The organism is Haladaptatus salinisoli (assembly GCF_020614375.1).
Classification (GTDB): domain Archaea; phylum Halobacteriota; class Halobacteria; order Halobacteriales; family Haladaptataceae; genus Haladaptatus; species Haladaptatus salinisoli.
Window position 1 is genome coordinate 79,276 of record NZ_CP085330.1, and the last position, 21,409, is coordinate 100,684.

Below are 21,409 nucleotides of genomic sequence, written 5' to 3' on the forward strand. Positions count from 1 at the left end.
CGCGTCGAACGCGGAGACCACCAACGCTTCGGCCCTCCCGAACGATTCCGTCGCGTCGATTTTCTGCCGACGGGTCGACCGACAGACGAAAATAGTCGCCCAGGAGACTGATCGACCATCATCATGTATCGCCGACGCATCCTCGCGGGCGCGCTCTGCGGCTCGCTCGGGGGTCTCTCGGGTTGCAACGTCTTCGCCGAATCGAAACCGGAGGTGAACTTGAAGTCCGTCGTCGTCCGGAACCTCGACGACGAACCGCACGCGGTCGACGTTGAAGTGATCCGCGACGGCGAGACGATGGTGAGAAAGACGCCGTCCGTCGAACAGGCGGGAACCGGCGACGATTCGCTCGCGGTCGTCGCGGACGGTGTCGACCGCGAACCCGCCGCGTACGAACTGCGGATGAAGCTCGCGGACGACGAGGAGTGGGAAGACGCGCTTTTGACCCCCGTTGACGGGGGCGATTGTCTCGCCGGCGAGGTTCGCATCACGAAGTCGGGCGACCTCTCGGTCTGGAAGGCCGGCATCTCCGACTGTTAATCGGCCGATTTCGGTCACGGCTCCGAGTCGGCTTCGGCCTCGAAGCGGCGCTCCGCGCGCTCCGAGAGCGCCCGGTTCATCGCCTCGTACCCCCGTCGCGCGTCGTCGGGGACGACGACGGGGACGAGCAGCCCCGAGAGGCGCTCGCGGTTGACGAACCGGGTTCGGTCTTCGCCGAGCGGTTCCAGTTCGAACGCGTGTTGTCCTTCGAATAGCCGCGAGGAGAGCACCCGTCCGACCCACTCGAGCCGTCGCTCCGGCGTCACCTCGGTGACGGTGACGGGAATCGTCCGGCTCCGCGACAGCCCCGACCGAACCCGAATCTCGACGGTCGCCCCCTCGCGGAGGTCGCCCCTCGCGTCCGTGACGTGCGGATTCCACTCCCGGTACGCCCGGAGGTCGGCGAGCACCTCCCAGACGGTTCGCGGCGGCGCGTCGACCTCCGTCTCGACCAGAATCTCCCTCACCTCTTCCCGTTCGGGAGCCCGCCCGATGAAGCCGCCGGCCGCGGCGATACTCGAAGCGATACCGGCCCGCTACGCGCGGTGCAGTCGCCAGCGTTCGTAGAAGCAGTTCACGCCGGAATCGCTCTCCTCGAAGGTGACGGTTCGTCGCTCGCCGGAGGGCAGGAGCGCGTGGAACTCGCCGTTCTCGATGGTCTCCGTCGCGGGAATCAGCGTCACCCCCGACCCCGCGTGCGGCCCCTCGAACGCGAGTCGGAGCACCTCGCCGTCGCGGGAGACGGTCGCCCGCTTGACGCCGCGGTAGGCCTCGTACTCGCCGGTCAGTCGGTCGAGGCGCTTCCGGCGGGCGAAGAAGGGCGTCGGCTCCTCGGGGTCCCCGCCGAGCAGGAGCGCCAACACGCCCTCGCCGAGCGCCGAGAGTCCGTGGTCCGGCGCGGTGTTCGCGGCGAGCGCGACCCCGTACTCGCCGTCCGCGAGGAAGCCGACGTAGGACGAGGAGACCCCGAGCGAACCGCTGTGGCCGACGACGGTTCGGTCGCGGAGCTCCCGTCGCCGCCAACCGTAGCCGTACGGGCCGGCGTCGGTGTCGACGCGTCCCGCGTGCATCGCGTCGAGCGAATCCCGCGAGACGGGGCTCGCGCCCTCGAACTCGCCGCGCATCTGGAAGCGAAGGTAGTTCGTCAACTCGCGCACCGAACTCAGCAGTCCGCCCGGCGCGTGGCTGAGTTCTCGGACGGGCAGCGGGGTGGGTTCGGGCGTCCCGTCGTCCAGCACGTAGGGCGTCATCGCGTCGTCTTCCGATTCGAACTCGTCGGCGTCGAACGTCGAGCGCGCCATCTCGAGCGGTTCGAGTATCTCGTCCGCGGCGTACTCGTCGAACGACCGCCCCGAGCGCGCTTCGACGATTTCGCCGAGGAGCATGTAGCCGCTGTTCGAGTAGAAGAACCGCTCGCCGGGGTCCGCGGCGACTTCGTCCGCCGCGTTCCGGACGTGGTAGTGGAAATCGCCCCGGTCGGCCATCGGAATCCCGACCTCCTCCAACCCCGCCCGCCGCGAGATGAGCGCCTCGCTGACGCCGAGCGAGGGCATCCCCGAGGAGTGGGTCAGCAGGTCGCGTATCGTCGCGCCGTTCACGTCGACCGGGAGGTGGTCGGCGACGGGGTCGGTCACGCTGAGGTCGCCGGACTCCTGCAATCGCATGATAGCCAGCGCGACGAACGACTTCGTGACGGACGCGACCCCGTACAGCGTGTCCGGCGTCGCCGGTTCGTTCGACGCCAGGTCGCGCGACCCGTACCCGTCGGCGAAGACGACCTCGTCGCCGCGCACGACCGCGACGCTGACGCCCGGTACGCGATAGTCGGTCTGCCACTCGAGGAGGAGCGACTCCAGCGCCCGCTCGTCCGCTTCCGAAAGCTTCGAACTGTCCATGGACGGGCGGTTCGAACCGTCGGACGATAAATCCAACCGGGGATTTCACTTTCACTCCACTCTGGTGAGTTATTTGGTCCTCTCGTTCGAAGCGCGGGGCATGGGACTGCTGCGACGACTCGGAGTGTCCTCGGAACGGGAGACTCCCTACGAGTGCATGGGATGCGGTGCTACGTTCAGGGTACGGTATCAGGTCTGTCCCGAGTGCGGCGGTTACACCATCGAACGGGACGACTGGGGCTGACGAACCGCGAGTTCGTCGCCCGGTTCGACGCCGCCCGCCACGCCCGCCCGAAACTCGAAGACGCGGTCACCCCTCCCCCGCTCGAACCCTCTCCAGGCGTCCAGTCGGGCGACGCGCGTCACTCGCCCCTCCGTCGTCCAGACGACGTCGAGCGAGAGCGGCGTCAACAGCGTCGAAGCGCGTCGCTCGCCCTCCGACTCGAACGAAAACAGGAGCGCGTGTTCGTCGCGTCGCGCCAGTCGAACGAGTCCCGCCACCCGCGACCGGAGCGTGTCGACCGATTCGACCCGCGGGACGAGCGTGCGTTCGGTTTCGTTCCGTCGATGGACGACGCGCATCGTCGGCGGTTCGTTCCCCGACCACTCGTACGTTCGGGTCGACGCCCTCGACGAGGCCCCGACCGATTATTAGCACATTAGTGACAGAAATAAAGTTTTTATAATCTCGAATAAATGAAGCGGTGTGAAAGGTAATACCAACAGTAACTTCCCCGAACCGGAACTCGGTCGCCGCGAATTCGCGCAGTCCGTGGCGGGGGCCGCCGCCGTGGCCGCCGTCGGCCCCGTCGACGCGGACGAGCGGGCCGACGCGCGAGGACTCGAACCCATCGCCGAGTCGTTCACGCCGACCGACTGGGACGTGGTCGGCCCGTTTCAGTACCAGCGACGCGGCGTCGAGACCGGTTGGCTCGTTCCGAACGGCGGCGAACCGGCGTACGCGGCCGGAAAATCTCCCGACGAGGGGCAGCGATTTCAGTCCGCGTTCGCCGGCGGGTCGACCGTCACGTGGCGCTCCGAAACCGTCCCGTCCGGCGAAACGACGGTTTCCCTCGACTTCACCGACCGAATCGACCCGACGGGCGGCGACCTGACGCCCCTGTCCGGCGAATCGGGCACGTTCGACGACTTCCAGGATTGGTTCGGCGTCGGCGGCGTCCTCTACGCGAAGGGCTACGCGGTCGCGTCCTTCGAGGTCGAAACGCGCCGACGCGCCGTCTTGGAGACGGACGCCTCCGTCGCGTGGCTGAACGGAAACCGCTACGAGGAACCGCCCGTCGGCGTCGTCTTGCGGGAGGGGACGAACCACCTCCTCCTGAAGAACACCCTCGTTCTCGGCGGCGGGTCGGTTTCCGTCTCGTTCCGCCCGCCGCGCGCGCCGGTCGAGGTGAACCCGCTGGCGTCGTTCCGCGGAACCCCGCAGAACGCCGTCCTCCCCGACCTGCGCGAAGGCCGGGAGACGGACCGTCCCGCGTCGGTTCGCGTGACGAACACGACCGGCGAGGAACTCGCGCCGACGCTCACCTTCGCCCCGGACAGCGACCTCGTGGAGACGCGGACGGTGACCGTGACACCGCCGCTCGCGCCCTTCGAAACGCGGCGAATCAACACCCGCGTCGTGACGACGGGGAGGGTCCCGAAACAGGGCGCGAGCGCGGCGAGCGCCGCGGAGGAGCGCGTTCCCGGCCTCGCCATGACCAGCACCGACACCGCCGACCTCGCCGACAGCGACCGAGCGGCGGGCACGGGCGGCGGGACGTTCGAAGTCGAAGCGGCCTCCTCGGGCGTCGCGGCGTCCGTTTCCGTCGGCGACGAATCGGACGAGCGGGCGATTCCGCTGCGGATTCGGCGCGCCGACGAGACGCGCTGGCAGACCACCTTCGTCTCGGAGCACGACGAGAGCGTGCAGGAGTTCTCCGTCCGCGAACCGACGAACCCCGACTCCGGGGGTTCGTTCGAACTCGTCGTCTCGCTGCACGGGGCGAACGTTCCGTCCATCAACCAGGCGGGAGCGAACGTTCAGCGAGACGGTGCCTACGTCCTCGCACCGGGCGCTCGCGGGCCGGTGAACTACGACCACGAGGACCTCGGACGGCTGGACGACCTCGAAGCGATCCGGGTGATGAAAGACCGCTACGACATCGACGAGGACGCGGTCTACCTGACCGGGCACTCGATGGGCGGCCACGGCACGTGGCACGTCGGGCTGACGAACTCCGACCGGTTCGCCGGACTCGCGCCGTCCGCGGGGTGGACCGACCACGAGACCTACTTCACGGTCACGTTCGACCGGGACAAACTCCACACGTTCCCGCGGATCAAGGCGGTCTGCGAGACGGCGCTCCAGAAGAATCTCGCGCTTCCGAAGACGGAGAACGCGGCCGACGGCACCCTTCCCGTCTTCGCGCTTCACGGCGGGGAGGACGCGTCCGTCCCGACGCTGCACCCGCGGACGTACCTCCGGGCGCTGGCGAACCGCGGCCTCTCGGTGCGGGGTGAGGTGGGAGAGCGCCACTCGACGCCCGACTCGGACGCCGTCGACGCGGCGTACCTCGAAGTTCCCGGCCAACCGCACTGGTGGGACGCCGGAATCGGCGAGGGGACCGACTGCGTGAACCACCCCGACCTGCGAACCTTCCTGCGCTCGACGCGGCGCGACCCCTACCCCGAGCACGTCCGCTTTTTCACGACCAACCTGCGCGTCGAACACCGGAAGTTCTGGGTCGCGGTGCACGAACAGGAGACCGTCCACGCCCCGACGCGGGTGGACGCCCGCGCGACCGCGGACGGACTGGAAATCGAAACGGAGAACGTCGCGCTCCTCGCGATCGACCCGCGTATCTTCCGCGAGTCGTCCATCCGGGGGCGACCGACCGCGACGGTCGACGGCGAGTCCGTTCGGCTTCCGGGGGCGGGCGGACGCCGGCCCATCTATCTCGACCTGCGGGGCGACGTCTCCGCGTCCCGGCGAAAACCCCGCCGTCGAGGGCTCCGAAAGTCGCCGGAGCAGTACGGACCGCTGAAGGAGATTCACCACCGTCCGTACCGACTCGTCTACGGGACGCGGGGCGACGGCGCCGAAACCGCCGTCAACCGAAATCTCGCCAACCTGCGCTCGCAGCACCTCGTCGCCCGGGCGCGCGCGCCGGCGACCGTGATTCCCGATACGGCGGTCGACGGCGAGACGGCGCGCGAGTACAACCTCGTGTTGTTCGGCCGACCGTCCTCGAACGCCGTCTATCGGCGGTTCGCGGACGAGTTCCCGGTCGCCGTCTCGGACGGTCGCGCGGCGGTCGCAGACCGCGAGTACGAGGGCGACTTCGGCGTCGAGTTCGTCTACCCGAACCCCGCGAACGCGGACCGACTGGTGCAGGTCGAAACAGGCACGTCGCTCGCGGGACTCCAACTCACGCGGGTTCGAAACTGGATACCGACGCAGAAAGCGACGCCGGACTACGGAATCTACGACGACTCCATCCGCTGGCAGGGATGGAACGCCTGTCGCGCCGTCGGATTCTTCGACGCGCGCTGGGAGGTGTCGCCCGAACTGGGCTACCTGCGGTCGACGTAGCTCACGCCTTTTCGCGCCGGTGGTTCCGTCCGAGAAAGAGCGTGAGCACGTGGAGGGCGACCAGTCCGACGAACACCGTCAGGATGCTTCCGCGCAACCCTTCGAACAGGAGCGGAACGTAGAGCACGGGGAGGGCGATGGAGAGCCAGAAACTGATGACCTGTATCGGTGCGGCGACGAACTGGTGGTTCAGCACGGAGAGGATGTCGACCAGCGACATACCGAAGTATACGGGAAACGATACGAATACTATTAACAAGTTAATCGACACTAACCGGTTGTTAATCCGCCGTCGGACGCCCGGCGTCGAACCCTTCGACGGCGCGTACGGTCGAAACGAAGCACCGTTCCGACGTTTCGCGCTCGCTCGTCCAGACGACCTCCGAAGCGAAACCGCAGGACCGCGGTCCGTAAGACACCCTTCGCGGAGGGACGGATACCCCGTCTTGCTGTTTTCCGCCCGACCGTATGACTTCCACCCATCTATCGTCTGACAGGGCTTTATGATTTTTCAGGTGTTACGTGAGACGTACACGAGTTGTGTCCCACGGAGGCCATCCCAATGAGTAAGTCAGAAAACAACACGTGGACGGGAACGTACCGAGCGACCTACCACACGAAGCACGACTGGGCCCAATCCGAACCGCTCAGCACGACGGTGATGACGGCTGTCGCCGAGGCGATGGACGAAGACCCGGCCGATATCGGCCCGCTGTACGAGCGGTTCGACCCCGACGCCCTCGACGGACTGTTCAGTCCGCGACCCGGCGGACTACCCCGAACGGGCGGTCACGTCGCGTTCACGTTCGAGGGGTACCACGTCTTCATCCAGAGCGACGGCCACATCGCGGTTCATCCGCCGGAAGAAGGAACATAACTTTTTGTTCCTCCCGTTCTCACGGGACGACAGACCCGATGATTCAGCTACCGATACGGCGGTGTTCGAACTGCGGCTACATCGGCCCCGTCGGGCGGTTCAAGGCGGACGAGCGGGAACTGACGTGTCCCCGGTGCGGGAACGAACTCGCCGGGACGTTCGACCCTCGACTCGCATGACGGGGACGACGCTCGCCGACGCGATGGAGGAGTACCTCGTCAGCATCGAGGGCGGGAACTACCGCGCAAACACCGAGTCCGTGCTCCGCCAGTGGGTCGATTGGCTCGCGCGGGAGCGCGGCGTCGCGCGCCTCGACGACGTGGAAGTCATCGACTGTCGTCGGTACGCCCGTCACCTCAAGCGACGAGTGCGCGAGGACGACCTGAAAGCGTCCACGGCGCACACCTACTACGCCTACGTTCGGGCGTTTCTCGGCTTCTGCGAGGCGGACGAACTCATCGCACAGAACCCGGCCGCCGTCTCGCGCGCGCAGGCGGAACTGCCGGAGGACAACGCCGACACCGACCGCCAGTTCTGGTCCGAACGCGACCGGAAGGCCATCCTCGCGTTCATGGATAGACGAGTCGAGCGGGCGCTCGACGGCGACGGCGTCTCGCGCGAACGGGCGTACCGCGACCGCGCGCTCGTCCGCCTGCTTGCGCTCTCGGGCGTGCGCGGCGCGGAGGTGTTCCGCGATCCCGGCGACGAGAAGCGAACCGGCATCGAGTGGCGGGACGTGGACGTCGAGGGCGGCGCTGTTCGCGTCTTCGGCAAGTCGCGGGAGTACGAGTACGCCCAATTACCCCGCAAAGCCGCCGAGGCGTTGGAGCGATACCGCCGCGTGTCGGAGCCGCCGACACCACGATTTCCGGTGTTTCCGACCGACCACGCGCCCTCGAAGTATCGCGCCGCCCGCGAGCAGTTGGGCGAGGAGCACTCCGATGAACGCGTCGAGCGCATCCTCGACGCGAACGACATCGACGACGTAGTGCGCGAACACGGGGTCGTCATCCCCGCCATCTCGACCCGCGGGGCCCGGAACCTGATGAAACGACTCTGCGAGGAGGCCGGACTGGACATCGACGGCGAGTACCTGAAACCCCACGGCGCGAGGCGCGGACTGGGCCACCAGTTGTACAGCGAGGGTCACGCCGAACTCGCCCAGTCGGCGCTCCGCCACGCCTCCATCACGACCACCCACGAGAGCTACTCGAACATCCGGGCGACCGAGACGGCGGAGCGCGTGGACGACGTGCTGGAGGATTGAACGCGCCGCCGGTCGCGTCGCGGACGGTTACCGGCTACGGCGGGCCGCCGTAGCCCTCCCAACTGAACTGCCCTTCGACCTCGTAGCGGTCGAGGAGTTCCTCGGCGAACTCCTCGTACGTCTCGTCCCCCTCGCGGTGGCGGTCGAGTCGCTCGACCATCTCCTCGCTGAGGTCTATTTTGGGACTCATTGGGGTCGGCTTCTTCCCTCACGCTAGTAACCTGTCGGCGGTCCGTCGAACGACGAATTCCCGCCGGAGAAGCGTCCGAAGTATAGCATACGACAGTATTGAGTAGGTGTAGCGACTAGAGAGAACGACCGTCACAGGTGATAGTAGAATGACAACATTCACCGTCAAAACGACGTGCGGAACCGAGAAATCGTTCGACAGTCTTCGCCGAGCAAAGGAGGGGAAAGAGACGCACGCCACCCTCTGCGAGGAGTGCGAGGCGGACGACATTTCCATCGAACAATCGACGCGGACGGAGACCGCGAAGTCGCGGTCGAAGCCCGACGCCGCCCCGCTCGTGACGGACGGCAGCAGCGACCTCGAACCGAGACCGCTGCCGAACGAGATGCCGGACACGGTGCAGATGGACCCGCTCGACATCGTCCCCGACTACATGATCGACGAGGTGGACGGCCAACCGACCATCAACAAGCGGGGGTACGCGGTCATCGCCCGCCAGTTCGACATCATCGTCTCCTCAGAAGCCATCACGACGGCCGGGGAGACCGACCACCAGTTCGCGGAGTTCAAAGCCAGCGCGTGGAAGAAAGAGGACGGGCCGGAACACGCGTACACGGGCCACGGCACGGCGCTCGCGTCCGAGAACAGGACCGGAATCGAGAACAACCTGAACGAGATGGCCGAGACCCGCGCCATGAAACGGGCGGTCGCGTGGGCCTCCGGCATCGGAATCCTCGCGTGGGAGGAGATGCGAAACCACCTCGACGAGTAACCCGGTCGGCGGACGGTTCGTCGATTCGAGGGACGGACCAACAGCCACATCTTTTCGTAGCTCCGAGACTCGGCAATGAGGTCGCGACGGTCGCTGGCGCTCGCCCTGCTCGCGCTCCCGCTCTCGGCGGGCGTGGCGTCGGCCCACGGCGTCACGACGCGCTTCGACGCGCCGATTCCGCTCTCGCTTTTGTTCGGCGGCGCGGGAGCGACCGTCGCGCTCACGGCGCTCTTTCTCACCACCACGGTCGACCGCGCGCCGACCGAGACGCGCCGAACGCCGCTCGTCTCGCCGCTCACCGCCGACGCGCTCCGACTCGCCGCGCGGGTGCTTTTTCTCGCCGCCTTCGCGTTCGTCCTCGCGGCCGGGGCGCTCGGCTCGCCGAACCCGAGGGAGAACCCCGCGACCCTGTTCGCGTGGTCGGTCTGGCTGAAAGGCGTCGGCCTGCTGGCGGTGCTGTTCGGCAGTCCGTGGCGGACGCTCGCGCCGTGGCGAACGCTCCACGACGGACTCTCGGCGCTGGAGGGCGAGGAACTCGCCCTCCGCGACTACCCCGAGTGGCTCGGCGACTGGCCCGCGCTCGTCGGATTCCTCGCCCTCGTCGGCGTCGCGGAGAACCTGACGGCGATTCCCGACTCGCCGCGCTCGACCGCCGCGCTGCTCGCGGGCTACGCCCTCGTCATGCTCCTCGGCGGCGTCCTCTTCGGTCGAGCGTGGTTCCGACGCGCCGACCCCCTCGCGGTGCTCTACCGCCTGTTCGGTCGGGTCGCGCCGTTCCGAATCTCGGGCGACGAGGTCGACCTCCGTCCGCCGTGGCGCGGTTGCCTGCCCCCGGTGCGCTCGCCGGCGCTCGCGGCGTTCGTCGTGGCGAGCGTCTACACGGTCAGCTTCGACGGATTCACAGAGACGCCGGAGTACCAGACGCTTCTCTTCGCCGCCCGGGACGCGACGGGGCTCGGCCAGGTCGTCTCCGTCCCGCTCTACCTCGGCGGATTCCTCGCGTTCCTCGCCGTCTTCGCGCTCGTCGCGGCGCTCACCCGTCGCGTCGCCGGCGCGGACGAGTCGCGGCGCGAGACGGCCCGCGCGCTCGCGCCGACCGTCGTTCCCATCGCGGTCGCCTACGAGGTGGCGCACAACTACCCCTTCGTGCTCCAGCAGGCGGGCCGACTGCTGGCGGTGCTCGGCGGGCCGGAACTCGACCCGCTCTGGTGGCTCTCGCTTCCGGCGTTCTGGGCGTCGCAGGTCCTGCTCGTCGTCGCGGGGCACCTCGTCGCGGTCGTCGCGACCCACTACGTCGGGGTGGAACGGTTCGACCGCGTCGGCCGGGCGCAGCTCCCGATGACCGCGCTGATGGTCGGCTACACCGTGCTCTCGCTGTGGATAATCTCGCGCCCGGTGGCGACGTGACGGATTTCGACGGGCGTACCAGAACCCCTTTTCTCGCGTGGTCGCTAGCGTTCGGGTGATGAGCGAATCGACGCGCGGAGTTCCCCGACGCGAGTTTATGAAAGCCGCCGTCGCCATCGGCGGGTCGGCGGCGCTGTCTGCGTGCCTCGACAGGGGTGGGATGCCCGACGTTCCGAAGGGTCCGTCGGACCTCTCGAAACTCCCCGAGCGCCAGCACGCGTGGAATCGGTTCCTCGAAACCGACGATCACGGCAACAACGTGGCCGCCCGCCACCAGGTGCTCCTCTACCTGAACTACGCCGGGAACGGCACGCCGAGCGAGTCGGACCGGAAATCGGTCGAGAAGGCGCTCCGGAGCCTCGAACGCGCCTACCGCCGGAGCAACGACGGACTGCTGTTCTCGGTCGGCTACTCGCCGTCGTACTTCGGGCGGTTCGGCGCGGACGACGTGCTCCCGAAGCCGAAGGCTCTCGCGCCCTTCGAGGACCCGAAACTGGACGAACAGGACGCCGTCGTCCACCTCGCCAGCGACCACGCGCAACTCGTGTTGGCGGCGGAGGAGGCGCTGTTCGGCGAGCGCGACGAACTGAACGGCGTGAGCGTGACCGGTCTCTCCGGCGCGTTCGAGAGGGTGGACCGCCGGACCGGGTTCGTCGGCGACGGCCTGCCGGCGGACCATCAGGACGTGTCCGGGATTCCGGACTCGAAGCCGGTTCCCGAGGAGTCCCCGCTCTACATGGGGTTCAAATCGGGGTTCAAGAAGAATCAGGCGTCGGAGGACCGCGTGACGATTCGGGAGGGCCCGTTCGCGGGCGGGACGACCCAGCACGTCTCGCGGATTCAACTCCACCTGGACCAGTGGTACGAACAGGACAGCCGCGACCAGCGCGTCGCCAAGATGTTCTGTCCGGTGCACGCCGCGGAAAACCGCGTCGAGGGCGCGGGCGACAACCTCGGCGACTCAAGCGGGATGGGCGACGAGTGCGTCGGCCGCGCCGAGGAACACGCCCGGGAGCGAGGGATGGTCGGCCACTCCCAGAAGTCCGCCGCGGCGCGCGAGGACGACTCGCCGCTCATCCTCCGCCGGGACTTCGATTCGACCGACGGCGGCGAGGCCGGTCTCCACTTCGTCGCCGTCCAGCGCGACGTCGCCGACTTCGAGAAGACGCGCGAGGCCATGAACGGAACCGACCTCGCGGGCAACTCGTCGGTCGGCCAGCGGGTCAACAACGGAATCCTGCAGTACATGACCGTGGAGCGTCGCGGAAACTTCCTCGTCCCGCCGCGCTCGCTGCGGTCGCTTCCCACGCCGAACCCGTAGCTGTCGACGCTTCTCACGCAGCCACAACGATTATCGAAATTCGCCGCCGACTCCAGTCGGGGTGAGGGAAATGGAAGTGAATTCGCTACGAGACCTGTTCGTGTACGAACTGCGGGGGATGTACGACGTGGAGAACAAACTCGTCCAGACGCTGGATAACCTGTCGGTCGAGACGACCAACGAGGACATCAGTCAGGCGTTCGCGGAACACCGGAACGAGACCGAAACGCACGTCGAGCGACTCGAAGACGTCTTCCGCGCGCTCGGCGAGGGGCCGGAGCGCCGGGACAACAAGGTCGTCGACGGACTGGTGGAGGAACACGACCGGTTCGACGGCGTCGCGGCGAACGACGACGTGCGCGACATGTTCGCGCTCGGCGCCGGGATGAAGTCCGAGCGGGTGGAGATAACCGCTTACGAGGGGCTGCTCATGCTCGCGGACCAACTCGACTTCGGCAACGACGTGACCGACCCGATGGAGGCGAACGTGTCCGACGAGAAGCAGGCGCTGAGCGACCTGCAGGAACTGGCCGGCGGTTCGAAGCTCAAGTCGCTCGTGAGCAGGATTACCGGCTAAACAGCCGTCACTTTTCGACGCGCCCGCGGCGTCTACTTCGAATCACGATTCGAGTCGTTTCGGGGGATGTCCGACCACGTCGACGCCCGGACTGTAGTAGCATATCGGCTCGGAGTCCGGTTCCTCGATGTTGTTCGCCTTGAACGCCTCGTTCGTTTCGATGGTCGCCTCCGCCGGGGAGAGCGACCAGCGCGGATGCTCCACGTCGAGGTACCGCACCGACCCGTCGCCGAGCATCGCGTAGAGGCGACGCCGCTCCGCGAGGAACTCCGCCCTCGTCCCCGGTCTCGGCCGGAACCGCTCCCCGCTCGGTTCGTACCGCGCCGAGAAGCGGAGCGGCGGGGCACCGCGGTGCGTGCGTTCGCTCGCGAATCGGACCCGGCCGTCCGACTCGTCCATCCGAATGTTCGCGCTGAAGTACGGCAGATCGAACGCGAGGCGAGCGCCGAGGACGCCCGGCAGACCGTCGGCGTCGAGGTTGTAAAATAGGATTCCGGGGCGCTCGTGGCCGGGCGCGGTGACGTACGTCCGGAGGTTGAGTTCCGGGAGGTCGTAGCCCACCGACTTCGGCACCCCCCGCGGACGGAGACCGACGTTCCTGAACGCGACGACGGAGAGCCACGCCCGTCCGTCGTACGTGTCGACCGACAGCGCGTCGGGGAGATATCGGGCGACCACCTCCGGTTCGACCGACCAGTTGGCGAACAGGAGGTTCCGCCACCCCATCTCGAAGTCGACCATACGGTGCACGACGTACTCGACCGTAAGAATGGTTGTGCCCGATTCGGGACGCCCTCAGACCGGGTCCAGCCCGTTCTCCTCGCGGAGCACGTCGATGTACTTCCGGAACCCGCTCTCCAGGTCGTAGCGCGGTTCGTAGCCCAACTCGTCCTGAATCGCGGTCATATCGAGCTTCTGGGTCCACGGCAGTTCGCCCTCGTCGGACACCTCCAGTTCGGCGTCGGGCACGAGCCTCTCGACCGTCTCGGCGGCCTCCCGAATGGTCGCCACGGTTCCGCGGACGTTGTAGACGCGTCGGTTCAGGTCGTCGTCCGGCGCGAACGCGGCGAGGCCGAACGCCTGCGCGATGTCCTCGACGTGCTGCCAGTCGATGACCTGATCGCCGTACTCCACGCTGAACGACTCGCCGAGCGCGGGCTTCTCGACGATGTTCGCGAGGAACGCCGACCCGCCGGTCTCGCGGTAGGGTCCGTAGGCGACGGTCGGGCGCAGGGCGACGTGCGAGAGGTCGTGGTCTTCGAAGTACACCTTCGCCTGGTGCTCGTTGAACTCCTTGGTCGCGCCGTAGAGGGTGTCGGGGTAGACGAGGTCGTCCTCGGTGACCCATCCGTGGTCGTAGTTCGCGGGCGGGGCGAAGACGGCGGCGCTCGACGCCCACGCCACGCGCTCGACCTGATCGTCGAGGGTGCGCGCCGCCTCGAAGACGTTGTTCGTCCCCTGCACGTTCACGTCGATGGCGAGGCGCGGGTTCTCGCGCGCCGTGGTCGTGAGGAGCGCCGCGAGGTGGACGATTCGCGTCGCGCCCGTCTCCCGCACCGCCCGGAACACGTCCGTCGGGTCGGTGATGTCGCCGCGTCGAACCGCCACGTCGTCGGCGACCCCGAGTTTCTCCAGGATGCGCGTGTCCGTCGAGAGGTCGTAGGCCACCACGTCGTGCCCCCGTTCGAGGAGTTCCTGCGCCGTGTACGACCCGATGAAGCCTGTCCCGCCAGTGACGAGCACCGTCTCGCTCTGTGCCATGCGTCTGCAGTCTCGGGACGACGGGAAAAGGTTTTCTTCCGGCCGGCCGGTCGACTCGAACCGGGCGCGGTCGAGCGGTTACGCCTCGGTTCCCGCGCCGAAGGAGTTCGCTTCCGCGCTCTCGACCGAGGGGAACTCGCGGACGCCGACGGTTCGCTCCCGTTCACGGTGCTCCGGAAACGAGTCGGTATCCGCGATGCGGGCACGGTCAACTACCACCTGACGAAGCGCTGCGAGTACTTCGTCCGCCGGATCGAGGCGGGCTACGAACTGGATCACGCCGGAACGCGCGTCGTCGCTGCGGCGGATCCGACCGCGACGGTCGACGAGGACGACGCGAGCGAAGCGGAAGCGTGTCCGGTCTGCGGTGACGAGAACTGCGAGAGACTCTTTCACGTCCATCTCGCACCGTCGTGGGCCTGACATCCCCTTTCTGCCGCTCCGAACTCCTCGCCCTCGCTTTCGTCGATCGAGGGAGACATCGGAAAATCACAACCAATTTAACATACCTGAATAAATACCAATCAGCGACGATAAGTCGCCCTCCACCATGAAATCGAAGACGCTTGCCACCCTGGCGGTTCTCGCGGTACTCGCGAGTGCCGTCGGCGCGGTCACGGCACAGGGGAACGACGCGGAGGTCACCATCGACCGCGACGGTGAGACGGTGACCGTCGAACGAGCGACGAACCAGACCATAAGCGGCGAGACGACGCTCGACCCCGGCACCGAAGTGGTCGTCGTGGCCTCGTCACCCGGCACCTTCTACAAGACCAAACAGGTCAACGTCACGGAGAACGGCACCTTCGACGCCACCTTCGACTTCGAGCGGTTCGACGACGGAACCGAGTTCGAGGTCGTGGTCAAACGCGACGGCGTCAGCCTCGCCAGCGTCGACGGCGTCGTCGGCGAACAGGCGACGACCACGACGGCGTCGACGACCGCGCTGTCGTCCTCCACCACGGAGACGACCGACACGACGACCGGGACGACCGAGACGACCAGTCAGAACGGTCAACCCGGCTTCGGTCTCGGCGTCGCGCTGGCCGCCCTCGCGGGCGTCGCGCTGCTCGCTCGACGCGCGTAGCGACCGGGTTCCGACCGCCGAACGTCGACCGCCGTTTTTCGGACGCGATTTTCCGCGAACGCATGATTCATCCCTTCGGTCGAATCAGTTGCAAGGGAGCCATCCGTGAATCGACCGTCGTTCTCCATCCCCAGCGTCTCGCGGGAAACCGCGCTCGTCGTCGGTCTCGTCGGCGGCGCGGAGTTCGTCAACCACACGTACCTCGTCCTCTTTCCGCCGATCCTCGGAATTCTCGCCGCCGAGTTCGACGTCTCCCTCGCCATGCTCGGCGTCGCCATGGGCGTCCAGGGGTTCACGAACGCCCTCTTCCAACTTCCGTTCGGCTACCTCTCGGACAACTACGACCGCCGCATCGCCCTCGGACTCTCGCTCGCGCTCAGCACGGGAAGCGTGTTTCTCGTCGCGTTCGCGCCCACCTTCGAAGTCCTCCTCCTCGGGCAAGCGTTGTTAGGAATCGGCATCGCCGGTCACCATCCGACCCACTTTCCCCTGCTCGCCGACGCCACGCCCGAACACCTCCGCGCCCGAGCGTTCAGCGTCCGGGGGTTCCTCGGCAGCCTCGGGTTCGCCGCTCCGCCGGTCTTCTTCGCGGCCACGCTCTCGCTTCCCGGCGTGACGTGGCGACGCGCCGTCGCGCTCATCGGCCTCTTCGGTGCCGTCTACGCGGCGGTCACGATGGCGACGTTCCGGCGGTACGTCGGTCCGGGCGTGACCGCTCCGGAACCGGAGCGGGGCGGACCCGACGAATCGGTTCCGCTCCGCGAGTCGGTCCGCCGCGAACTCCGGGCCATCGTCGCTTCGCCGACCATCCTCGCGCTCGCCGTCCTCGCGCTGGTCGCCTCGACCGCGAGTTGGGGGCTCACGACCTACGCGGTCGTCCTCCTCCGCGACGGCTACGGTCTCGCGCTCGACGCCGCCAACCTGACGCTCTCGGCGATGTTCGCGGTCGGCGCGGGGATGGTGCTCGTCGGCGGCGACCTCTCCGACCGGTTCTCGCCCGGGCCGCTCATCGTCGGCAGTTACGCCGCCGTCGTCCTGTTCGTGGGTCTGCTCGCGACGCTGGCGATTCCGGCGACGGTCGCGGTCGGCAGCCTCCTCGTCGTCGGCGGAATCCGGTCGCTCGCCGGTCCCGCTCGGTCGAAACTCGCCGACCGCCTCTCGACGCGGGCGGACCTCGGTCGCAACTTCGCGCTCATCACGGTCGGCACGATGACCGGCAGCGCGCTCGCCCCGCCGTTGTTCGGCGCGCTCATCTCGCGGGCCGGACTACGGACCGCGTTCTCCCTCATCGCCGGAATCTCCGTCGCGGCGGTGCTGGTCACCCTGTTCGTGTTGTACCGCCGCGACGCGAGCGGTTCGGCGGCGGGCGCGGCGGAAACGGAGTGACCCCACCGGCGGCTATTCGGCCGGCCTGTGAGCCCGCAGGGAGAAGGTCAGCGGGTAGTCCTCGCCGGGAATCTCCCAGTGTCCGTCCGCGCGCTTCCGCATTCGACCCGGAAACTGCTCGAAGGAAGCAAAGGGATGCTCTCGGAGCTCGTCGACCGTCAGTCCGGCGTCGACGAGCGCGGTGACGATTTCACCGAGCGAGTGCGACCACTCGTGGGTGACGGTGTGTTCGACGCTCGCCTCGAAATCGGCGTACGTCCCGTCCTCGTCGAAGGTCAGCGGTTCGTCGGAGAAGTACGGCCAGTCCGACCGGACGGTGTCGTCCTCGTCGACCCGCAGATCCATGAAGACGTGGCTTATCGGGTGGAGTTCGGCGATGAAGAATCGTCCCCCGGGCTTCAAGAAGCGGGCGACGACGTCCGCCCACGCTTCGACGTCCGGCAGCCAGTTCAACACGCCGTACGAGGTGAACACCACGTCGAACTCCTCGTCGAGGGCGTCGTCGAGCGCGTACAGGTTCGATTCGACGAACGTCGCGCGGTCGCCGAGGTCGATCCGTCCGGCGAGGTCGCGGGCGGTTTCGATGGCCGTCGCCGAGAAGTCCGCTCCGACGACCTCGGCCGCCCCCTCGCGCAGCCACGACAGCGTATCCAGTCCGAAGTGGCACTGGAGGTGCAGCAGCGTCCGTCCCGCGACGTCTCCGACGCCTTCGAGTTCGAGCCGGTCGAGCGACGACTCACCGTCGAGGAACCCCTCGACGTCGTAGTAGTCGGTGTCCGGATGAAGTTCGGCGAGTTCGTCCCAGTGAGAGCGATTTCTGTCGAGTCGCTCCTCGTCGGTCATACTTTCGGCTCGGAGCGGACGCGGATAACTGTTGGCGAACCGTCTCCGCGATCCGGGTCCGTCCCGCGCGTCGTTTCGCTCGAAGCGAACGGTTCGGACGATGACGCCCTCGTCACTCGTGTAGTCCGCCGACTTCCGCGTAGAACGACGACTGCAACTGCTCGGCCATGTCCTCCTCGCGGTCGATTCGAACGTCGACGACGAGGGGGCGGTCGCTCGTCTTCCCCTCGCGGAGCGCGATGCCGAGTTCGTCCGGCGTCGTCGCTCGCACTCCTTCGGCCCCGAAGCCCTCGGCGACGCGCACGAAATCGGTGTCGTGGAACTCGACGCCGGCGATGTCGCCGTCCTCTTCCTGCATCTGGCGCACCATGCCGAGGCTCGTGTCGTTCAGCACGACGAAGGTCGGCGCGACGCCGTGCTCGACGGCGACCTCGACGCTGGTCATCGTCATGGCGAACCCGCCGTCGCCCGCGACGCCGACGACGTCCTTGTCGGTCGAGATGGCGGCGCTCACGGCGGCGGGGGCGGACCAGCCCATACCGCCGACGCCGCCGCTGCCGAAGTATGTCCGGACGGCGGGCGTCTGCAGGTAGTTCAACAGCCAGAACCGGTTGTTGCCCGAGTCCGCGGTGACGATGGTGTCCTCGTCCACCACCGCCTCGATTTCCTTCACCGCGCGCTGTGGTTTGATGGGCGAGGCGTCGCTCTCGCACTTCTCGGCGACGAAGGATTCGCGCGCCGCCTCGGCGCGCTCTCGCGCCCAGTCGTTCTCGGCGCTTCCGGCGTCGACCAACGCCCGGAGGCTCTCCTTTGCGTCCCCGACGAGTCCCACGTCGGCGGGGTAGACCCACCCCGCGTTCCGGGTGTCGACGTCGGCGTGGACGATGGTCTGCTCGTCCGGGCGGATGAACGACGGCGCTTGCCAGTTCGTGTCCATCGGATTCATTCGACAGCCGACGACGAGGAGCGTGTCCGCCTCGCTGACGACTCGATTCGCCCCCTCGTGCCCGAACGAGCCGATGACCCCCGCCGCGAGGTCGTGGGTCTCCGGAATCGTCGATTTACCGAGATAGGAGGTGGCGACCGCCGCGTCGTAAGCTTCGGCGACCGCTCGCAGTTCGTCGTAGGCCCCCGCCGAGTGAACCCCGTTTCCGGCGACGATGACGGGGCGCTCCGCCGATTCGAGGGCGTCCCTCGCCGCCGCCACGTCGCGGTCGGTCGGCTTCGAGTCCCAGTTTCGGACCTGCTCCTCGCTGTCCCAGATCGGGGGCGTCGGGTCGTCCGGCACGTCGTCGGTTATCGCGTTCCCGTCGAGGATGACCGCGGTCGGTCCCGAACGCCCCGCCGTCGCGTGTTTGAACGCCAGTTGGACGCTCCGCAGGGTCTCGGTCGGCGTTCGCGGGAACCAGTGTTCTTTCGTCACGCCGTCCAGTATCTTGGGCAGTGAGAGGCCGCCGTAATCGCCCCGCGACTGCTGGTACGGCGCGAGCGTCGAGTAGTCGCCGCGCTCGCTCGCCTCCGTCAGGACGACCATCGGCGAGGACGCGAGGCGGGCCTCCATCTGTCCGATGGTTCCCAGACTCCCTATCCACGGGCCCTGCCCGGCGAGCACTGCGGGCTTGCCGTGGAGCCGACCGTACATCTCCGCCATCACGCTCCCCTCGCGCTCGTCGCGCGGTCGGACCACGTCCACGCTCGACTCGGGGAGGTCGTCCAGCAGTTCGATGACGCGTCCGCCGGGGTAGCCGAACACGTACTCGACGCCCAGCGATTCGAGCACGGAAACCAGCGCCTCGCTGGTGGTCGTCATGCGTCCCCTCCGGTGTCGCCATCGCCTGTCATGCTAACCGAAGCCACCCACCGTGCTCTCTTTGTTCTGTCGGTTCTCCCGATTTCGACTCCCCGCCGAATACCCCGATTCGATTCGGCCGACCTTTTATAATAGATACCGAACCAAGGAATCACCAGTGAATAGAAACGACCGAACCATCGTCGGACTCGCCATGCTGGCGCACGCGATGGTTCACACCTACGAACTCTCGTTCCCCATCTTCATCAGCGTGTGGCTATCGGAGTTCAATACGTCGACGGCGACGCTCGGCGTCGTCGTCTCGATCGGCTACGCGCTGTTTGGACTCGGAGCGCTGCCCGGCGGCATCCTCTCCGACGCGTACGGCTCGCGCCGCCTCATCGTCGCCTGTCTGCTCGGCATGGGCGGATCGTTCCTCGTTCTCAGCGTCGCGCCGTCGCTTCCGGTCGTCGCGCTGGCGCTCCTGTTGTGGGGCGCCGCGGCGAGCGTCTACCACCCCTCCGGCCTCGCGCTCCTCAGCAAGGGCGTCAGCGAGCGCGGAAGCGCCTTCGCCTACCACGGGATGGCGGGGAACTTCGGCATCGCCTTCGGACCGCTCGCGACGACGCTGCTCCTCCTCGCGTTCGACTGGCGAACCGTCGTCGGCCTGCTCGCCGTCCCGGCGCTCGTCGCCGCGGTGCTCGCGTTCCGAACCGACATCGACGAAGCGGCGGCGGTCGAGGGTCACGGTGACGCTCGCTCGGACGCCCGCGCCGACGGCGGCGTCTCCTCCTTCTCGGATTTCCTCCGCGACTCGCGGACGCTCTTCGCGGGCTGGTTCGTCGCCGTGTTCGGCGTCGTCATGATGTCCGGCCTCTACTACCGCGGCGTGCTGACCTTCCTCCCGGACCTGCTCGGGGGGTTGGAACTGTTCTCCCCGGTCGAGGTCGCGGGCGAGTCGCTGAAACCCGCCCGCTACCTCTACGCCGGACTCCTCACCGTCGGGATGGCCGGACAGTACGTCGGCGGAAAGCTGACCGACAGGGTGGAGAACGCCCGCGCCATCGCCGTCGCCTTCGGGACGCTGGCGGTCATCGCGCTCGCGTTCATCCCCGCCGCGAACGCCGGCCTCGCGCCGCTGCTCGTCGTCAGCTTCGTCCTCGGTTTCTGCCTGTTCGTCGTGCAACCGCTCTATCAGGCGACGGTCGCGGAGTACACGCCGGCCGGGGCGCGCGGCCTCTCGTACGGTTACACCTACCTCGGCGTGTTCGGCGTCGGCGCGCTCGGCGCGGCCATCGCGGGCTTCGTCCTCGATTACTTTTCGCCGAGCGCGCTGTTCGCCGTCCTCGCGGGGTTCGCGGTCGTCGCGTCCCTGCTCGGCGCGCTGCTATCGGTTCGAGGAGCGGACGCCGGTTGAGGAGAAGTGCTTTCCGACCTCGTCCATCACCTTCGCCTCCGCGCGGGCGAGGTGTTCCCACGCCGTCGTGGAGGCGATTCCGACCTCGGCGGCGATGTCCTCGATGCTCGTCTCCTTCTTCGGTCGGTAGTAGCCGAGTTCGATGGCCGTCCCGAGCACCTCGCGCTGACGGCGCGTGAGTTCGTGGAGGACGCGGGAGAACTCCAGTTGCTCCTGCTCGGATAGCTCTCCGAGTTCGACGTTCCGGACGAGGTCGGCGTCGTTGCCGGCGCGTTCGAGCGAGGCGACTATCTCGTTCAAATCGTCCGAGTCGTCGAGGTACACCGTCCAGCGTTCCCAGCCCGCGGTTATCGTCGTCCCGGTGCGGTAGTGGACGCCCATGTCGGTCAATCGCTGCGAAATGCTGTCCCACCGGTAGCTGTCGTAGGTGATGGCGACCAGCACGCGAGCGACGTCGAGCGGCGTCAGCGGGTCGACGTCCAGTACCGCGTCGGCCGCCGCGAAGTCCTCGAGGAACGCTTCGATGGACGACTCCGGGCCGGTAATCTCGATGATGCGCTTTCGCTCGGCGGCGCTCCCCGTCATCGAGGAGACGGAGCGGAGCGTTATCGAGGGGTGCGCCGCGCTGATGTCGCTCTCGGGTTCGCCGTGGTGGCGAATCCGGAGCGTCACTTCTCGCATGGCCGTG

Annotated in this window: 23 protein-coding genes; 13 read left to right on the forward strand and 10 right to left on the reverse strand. The window is 67.6% G+C overall.

The features are described 5' to 3' along the window. Positions 1-123 precede the first annotated feature (123 nt). Positions 124-540, forward strand: coding sequence for a hypothetical protein (locus LIX00_RS20865; RefSeq protein ID WP_227356966.1), 417 nt, complete (start codon positions 124-126; stop codon positions 538-540). Between the two features lie 14 nt (positions 541-554). Here LIX00_RS20865 and LIX00_RS20870 read toward each other — a convergent pair whose 3' ends face one another. The 3 genes from LIX00_RS20870 to LIX00_RS20880 all read right to left on the reverse strand — a co-directional run bounded on the left by LIX00_RS20870 (position 555) and on the right by LIX00_RS20880 (position 3,017). Then, the gene (locus LIX00_RS20870; protein ID WP_227356967.1) at positions 555-1,007 is read right to left on the reverse strand and encodes an SRPBCC domain-containing protein; all 453 of its coding nucleotides are present in this window, start codon (positions 1,005-1,007) and stop codon (positions 555-557) included. Positions 1,008-1,076: 69 nt separating this feature from the next. Next, positions 1,077-2,435 carry a serine hydrolase domain-containing protein gene (locus LIX00_RS20875; protein ID WP_227356968.1) on the reverse strand — a complete coding sequence of 453 codons (1,359 nt, stop codon included), beginning with the start codon at positions 2,433-2,435 and terminating at the stop codon, positions 1,077-1,079. 213 nt (positions 2,436-2,648) lie between these two features. Then, entirely contained in the window at positions 2,649-3,017 is a 369-nt protein-coding gene (locus LIX00_RS20880) for a DUF192 domain-containing protein (RefSeq protein ID WP_227356969.1), read from the reverse strand. Between the two features lie 124 nt (positions 3,018-3,141). On the opposite strand from LIX00_RS20880, the gene LIX00_RS20885 reads away from it, so the two are divergent. Next, positions 3,142-6,027 carry a prolyl oligopeptidase family serine peptidase gene (locus LIX00_RS20885; protein WP_227356970.1) on the forward strand — a complete coding sequence of 962 codons (2,886 nt, stop codon included), beginning with the start codon at positions 3,142-3,144 and terminating at the stop codon, positions 6,025-6,027. Between the two features lies 1 nt (position 6,028). Here the strand turns inward: LIX00_RS20885 and LIX00_RS20890 are convergent, their stop codons facing one another. Then, positions 6,029-6,247, reverse strand: a complete 219-nt coding sequence (locus tag LIX00_RS20890; RefSeq protein ID WP_227356971.1) for a DUF8028 family protein — start codon at positions 6,245-6,247, stop codon at positions 6,029-6,031. Positions 6,248-6,589: 342 nt separating this feature from the next. Between LIX00_RS20890 and ddfA the strand changes: the two genes are divergently transcribed. From ddfA to LIX00_RS20905, 3 genes are read left to right on the forward strand one after another with little or no spacing between them, the layout of a single operon-like run. Continuing rightward, positions 6,590-6,904 carry a DdfA family disk-determining factor gene (gene ddfA / locus LIX00_RS20895; RefSeq protein WP_227356972.1) on the forward strand — a complete coding sequence of 105 codons (315 nt, stop codon included), beginning with the start codon at positions 6,590-6,592 and terminating at the stop codon, positions 6,902-6,904. 38 nt (positions 6,905-6,942) lie between these two features. Then, on the forward strand, positions 6,943-7,083 hold the full coding sequence (locus LIX00_RS20900; protein WP_227356973.1) for a hypothetical protein: 141 nt from the start codon (positions 6,943-6,945) through the stop codon (positions 7,081-7,083). Then, positions 7,080-8,171, forward strand: coding sequence for a tyrosine-type recombinase/integrase (locus LIX00_RS20905; protein ID WP_227356974.1), 1,092 nt, complete (start codon positions 7,080-7,082; stop codon positions 8,169-8,171). The genes LIX00_RS20900 and LIX00_RS20905 overlap by 4 nt, the downstream gene beginning before the upstream one ends. Positions 8,172-8,205: 34 nt before the next feature. Here the strand turns inward: LIX00_RS20905 and LIX00_RS20910 are convergent, their stop codons facing one another. Next, positions 8,206-8,361: a DUF7557 family protein gene (locus LIX00_RS20910; protein ID WP_227356975.1), complete on the reverse strand. Its 156-nt coding sequence runs from the start codon at positions 8,359-8,361 to the stop codon at positions 8,206-8,208. A 148-nt stretch (positions 8,362-8,509) separates the two neighbouring features. Between LIX00_RS20910 and LIX00_RS20915 the strand changes: the two genes are divergently transcribed. The 4 genes from LIX00_RS20915 to LIX00_RS20930 all read left to right on the forward strand — a co-directional run bounded on the left by LIX00_RS20915 (position 8,510) and on the right by LIX00_RS20930 (position 12,438). Next, a complete protein-coding gene (locus LIX00_RS20915; protein ID WP_227356976.1) occupies positions 8,510-9,133 on the forward strand; it encodes a hypothetical protein in 624 nt (207 codons plus the stop codon). Positions 9,134-9,208: 75 nt separating this feature from the next. Beyond that, complete coding sequence (locus LIX00_RS20920) at positions 9,209-10,540, forward strand: hypothetical protein (RefSeq protein ID WP_227356977.1); 1,332 nt, start codon at positions 9,209-9,211, stop codon at positions 10,538-10,540. Between the two features lie 58 nt (positions 10,541-10,598). Continuing rightward, a complete protein-coding gene (locus tag LIX00_RS20925; protein ID WP_227356978.1) occupies positions 10,599-11,861 on the forward strand; it encodes a DUF7405 family protein in 1,263 nt (420 codons plus the stop codon). A gap of 70 nt (positions 11,862-11,931) precedes the next feature. Continuing rightward, positions 11,932-12,438, forward strand: a complete 507-nt coding sequence (locus LIX00_RS20930) for a YciE/YciF ferroxidase family protein (RefSeq protein ID WP_227356979.1) — start codon at positions 11,932-11,934, stop codon at positions 12,436-12,438. 42 nt (positions 12,439-12,480) lie between these two features. Here the strand turns inward: LIX00_RS20930 and LIX00_RS20935 are convergent, their stop codons facing one another. Next, positions 12,481-13,179: a YqjF family protein gene (locus tag LIX00_RS20935; RefSeq protein WP_227356980.1), complete on the reverse strand. Its 699-nt coding sequence runs from the start codon at positions 13,177-13,179 to the stop codon at positions 12,481-12,483. A 54-nt stretch (positions 13,180-13,233) separates the two neighbouring features. Beyond that, on the reverse strand, positions 13,234-14,199 hold the full coding sequence (locus LIX00_RS20940) for an NAD-dependent epimerase/dehydratase family protein (protein ID WP_227356981.1): 966 nt from the start codon (positions 14,197-14,199) through the stop codon (positions 13,234-13,236). Between LIX00_RS20940 and LIX00_RS26390 the strand changes: the two genes are divergently transcribed. From LIX00_RS26390 to LIX00_RS20955, 3 genes are all read left to right on the forward strand, one after another. Then, positions 14,113-14,622 carry a DUF7347 domain-containing protein gene (locus LIX00_RS26390; RefSeq protein ID WP_438267113.1) on the forward strand — a complete coding sequence of 170 codons (510 nt, stop codon included), beginning with the start codon at positions 14,113-14,115 and terminating at the stop codon, positions 14,620-14,622. The genes LIX00_RS20940 and LIX00_RS26390 overlap by 87 nt on opposite strands. Positions 14,623-14,749: 127 nt before the next feature. Beyond that, a complete protein-coding gene (locus LIX00_RS20950; RefSeq protein ID WP_227356983.1) occupies positions 14,750-15,286 on the forward strand; it encodes a BGTF surface domain-containing protein in 537 nt (178 codons plus the stop codon). Between the two features lie 105 nt (positions 15,287-15,391). Then, positions 15,392-16,672 (forward strand): MFS transporter, encoded by a 1,281-nt coding sequence (locus LIX00_RS20955; RefSeq protein ID WP_227356984.1) that lies wholly within the window; start codon positions 15,392-15,394, stop codon positions 16,670-16,672. A gap of 12 nt (positions 16,673-16,684) precedes the next feature. On the opposite strand, the gene LIX00_RS20960 is transcribed toward LIX00_RS20955, so the two are convergent. Both LIX00_RS20960 and LIX00_RS20965 read right to left on the reverse strand, forming a co-directional pair. Next, positions 16,685-17,515, reverse strand: coding sequence for a class I SAM-dependent methyltransferase (locus tag LIX00_RS20960; RefSeq protein WP_227356985.1), 831 nt, complete (start codon positions 17,513-17,515; stop codon positions 16,685-16,687). Between the two features lie 112 nt (positions 17,516-17,627). Then, entirely contained in the window at positions 17,628-19,325 is a 1,698-nt protein-coding gene (locus LIX00_RS20965) for a thiamine pyrophosphate-binding protein (protein WP_227356986.1), read from the reverse strand. A gap of 157 nt (positions 19,326-19,482) precedes the next feature. Here LIX00_RS20965 and LIX00_RS20970 point away from each other — a divergent pair, with 157 nt between their 5' ends. Beyond that, positions 19,483-20,721, forward strand: coding sequence for an MFS transporter (locus tag LIX00_RS20970; RefSeq protein ID WP_227356987.1), 1,239 nt, complete (start codon positions 19,483-19,485; stop codon positions 20,719-20,721). Here LIX00_RS20970 and LIX00_RS20975 read toward each other — a convergent pair. Further along, positions 20,692-21,402 (reverse strand): helix-turn-helix domain-containing protein, encoded by a 711-nt coding sequence (locus LIX00_RS20975; RefSeq protein ID WP_227356988.1) that lies wholly within the window; start codon positions 21,400-21,402, stop codon positions 20,692-20,694. The two genes, LIX00_RS20970 and LIX00_RS20975, sit on opposite strands and share 30 nt — an antisense overlap. Positions 21,403-21,409: the final 7 nt, after the last annotated feature.